Annotated in this window: 2 protein-coding genes and 2 pseudogenes; all 4 read right to left on the reverse strand. The window is 53.2% G+C overall.

Annotation, left to right across the window (positions count from 1 at the left end):
- Positions 1-161: 161 nt before the first annotated feature.
- Complete coding sequence (locus ACR0DB_RS22505) at positions 162-710, reverse strand: hypothetical protein (protein WP_480425621.1); 549 nt, start codon at positions 708-710, stop codon at positions 162-164.
- A 424-nt stretch (positions 711-1,134) separates the two neighbouring features.
- Complete coding sequence (locus tag ACR0DB_RS22510; protein WP_480553077.1) at positions 1,135-1,488, reverse strand: hypothetical protein; 354 nt, start codon at positions 1,486-1,488, stop codon at positions 1,135-1,137.
- Between the two features lie 2 nt (positions 1,489-1,490).
- Positions 1,491-2,608, reverse strand: a pseudogene (locus tag ACR0DB_RS22515) (IS3 family transposase).
- 58 nt (positions 2,609-2,666) lie between these two features.
- Positions 2,667-2,819 (reverse strand): annotated as a pseudogene (locus ACR0DB_RS22520) (transaldolase family protein); the annotation flags it as partial.
- Positions 2,820-2,868: the final 49 nt, after the last annotated feature.

A 2,868-nucleotide genomic window follows, 5' to 3' on the forward strand; every position in this document is an offset into this window, starting at 1 on the left:
CCAAAGCCTTCCGCTGACCCCCGCAAGGCTTTTCAGCCCTGCGATATCTGAGGTCGCCGGGCTGCTAAGCCTTGCTTCCGTCGCGCTCTGTGGTGACACTTCTGCTTTGCAAACCCGGTGACATTTCTACTTGGTTGCAACACTGACTCCGCCAAAATCCTTCACTCCGGCTGCCAGTCATCGTCGAGCGAGGATTGCACTCCGCTATCTGTGATCGAAGCATAGTGCGTGGCGGTTTCGGTACCCATTTCTGTACCGTCCCCAGACATGTAGGCCTGCGCGAACTCGGTACGCTTGAATACGGATCCATCAAGTTCGATTGTGGTGCGATCCTCTGCCGTCGCGCGTGTCACAGAGCCATCATACCAAACCTTGATCCGCGTCCCGTCTGCGATCTGTACCACAACGGCCATCGGCTCGATCTGCACACCCAGCCAACCGTCATCGGTGTCCCGCCGCGCGATGATCTTGTCAGACCGGAACTTGACCTGAACATCGCCCGACAAACTGTTGCCGCTTGATTTCAGAACAACAAAAGCCTCTTGCTCGGCCGGGTTTGGGTGGATCGTAACATTTGCGTTCTTCGGCGGCCAAACCTTGGCGGAGTCGCGCTTCTTGCCCTTCTGGTCGCGGTGAAACCCGACATAGAGCTGGGCCGATTTCCAGATGCGCGTGGCCTTCCTTGAAAGTGCCGTGGATTTTGCAGTCATGTCATCGGACCTTTTAGAACGGATATTTCGGATTGGTGCTTACGGTGGCCATGCGGATCTGACGGAACGAGATCAAAGGGCAAGGTATCAAGGGTGAAGCGCCCAATGGAATACCTATGAAGAAAACCCAGCAGGTAGACCGGATCGGCGGGGTATGGCGCACAGTTCCATGCATGGCGCAGTGGGGCTGCTTCATTAGAAGAATACGCGGCTATGTGTAGTGGCTTGAGATCATAATCCGTTGGGCGCGAGATTATCGGCATTTCTGGCTCAGATTATTTGAGACTGTAAATCGATTTGGGATCACATTATTTGCGACTGGACTCAGAATAATTGAGACGGGCTCACATTGCTGAGACTGGGATCGGTGGGGTGAGACCATCCGACGCCGTCACAGCGACAACGCTCACCCCGTCGGCTCGTATTACTCTGCAAGAAATTTTTTCACTTCTTGATTATCAATAAACCAGTTGGAAATTCCTAGAATATTGGTGTCTAGATATCCAAAAAATCTTTCTGGGCGGCTTAAATCTAGGAAGTAGAAGGCCAGTTCCTCGCCCTTAGTTCCGTCATCAAATTCGACGAACTTCCGGGTGAGAAAATTCTCTGGTTTTGTGCACACTGGCATAAATCGTTGAGTTAGAAAAATTCCGGTATCAGAGTGCCTTTCTTCCTCAACTTCTTCAGAAGGAATCATCGTATAAAGCCAAAGCCAACCAGTGCCGTCAGCTTCCAGTTGTACATCGGTAAAGAGAGCAGTAACTGTGTCCAGCCCCAATTCTATGGGCCAGTTTTGAGCAAGGTTTCTGGAACGGGCGGTCGCATGTTTAGAGCCTGATGGGGTCTGACACGATTGTACTGTCTAAGCCAGGTATTGATGACGATCTGAGCCTGTTTGGTGGTGTGGAACCATTCTGCGTTGAGGACTTCCCGGCGCAGAGTGCCATTGAAGCGCTCGTTGTATCCATTCTCCCAAGGTGATCCCGGGTAGATTTGGATCGGCTTAATGCCCACCTTTCTTAACCAGGTCTGCAGGGCCGTTGCGATGAACTCCGCGCCGTTGTCGGAACGGATGTGTTCGGGCTTCCCGTGCCGCAATAAGAGTGGGTAGAGCGCATCCAGCACGTCTGCGCTGTTCATCTTCGGCTTGACCGCTACGCAGAGCGCCTCACGGGTATACTCATCCAGCACCGTCAGCATCTTGTAGCTCTGTCCGTTGCTCAGCTTGTCGTGGACAAAGTCAATGCTCCAGATGTGATTGGGATGTTGCGGTCGGAGCCGGATGATCGAGCTGTCCTTGTGGTACAGCCGTTTGCGTTTCTTGTGCCGTTGTGGGAGCTGCAAGCCTTCTTCGCGCCATAGTCGTTCGATCTTTTTATGATTGACTGCCCAGCCTTCGACACGCAGCAGCTCGGCGACCTTGCGGTAGCCGTAGCGCCCATACCGTTTGGCCAATCGGATCATCGCCAGACGTAACGCCTCATCATCCTTTGGCGCTGCGCGGTATTGCAGCGTGCTCCGCGCCAATCCAATCACGCGACAGGTGCGCCGTTCAGAGGTTGCCAGCTTTTGTCGGGTGTGGACCACGGCCTGACGAAGCTGGTCTGCCGTCAGGCCTTTGGCTTTAGATAATCAAGGCTCTCCTTGAGAATGAGTTTGTCCAGTTCAAGCTCAGCCACGATTTTCTTGAGCCGATCATTCTCTTTCTGCAGCGCCTTCAGATTGGCCATCTCAGATCGTCCCATCCCACCAAACCGCTTGCGCCATGTGTAATAGGTCGCATCACTGACACCAGCCGTTCTGCACGCCGTCGCGACATCCGAACCAGATGCCAGGCCCAGCTCAATCTCGCGCAAAAGCCGCAGAATATCTTCGTCCGAATACCGTTTCCGCGCCATCAATCCCGTCTCCAAAACTAAGCCAACTGTGGCACAGTTTTAGGGGGCCAAGACACGTATCCGTCAGAGTACAAATTTCTTCAATGACCTCTTTGAAATCGCGACCGGACTTGGCGATCAGGCTTGGATTGGTGGTCACGCCATCCAATAATCCGAAGCCTATCAGGTCTTTGATGTCGCTTACTTCTGCAGTGTCCACGAAGAGTTTCATGAGGTTTCCTCATCGCGTATGGGGTGACTTGGATTGCACCTGAAGCTGT

The organism is Ruegeria sp. AB6 (genome assembly GCF_056542685.1).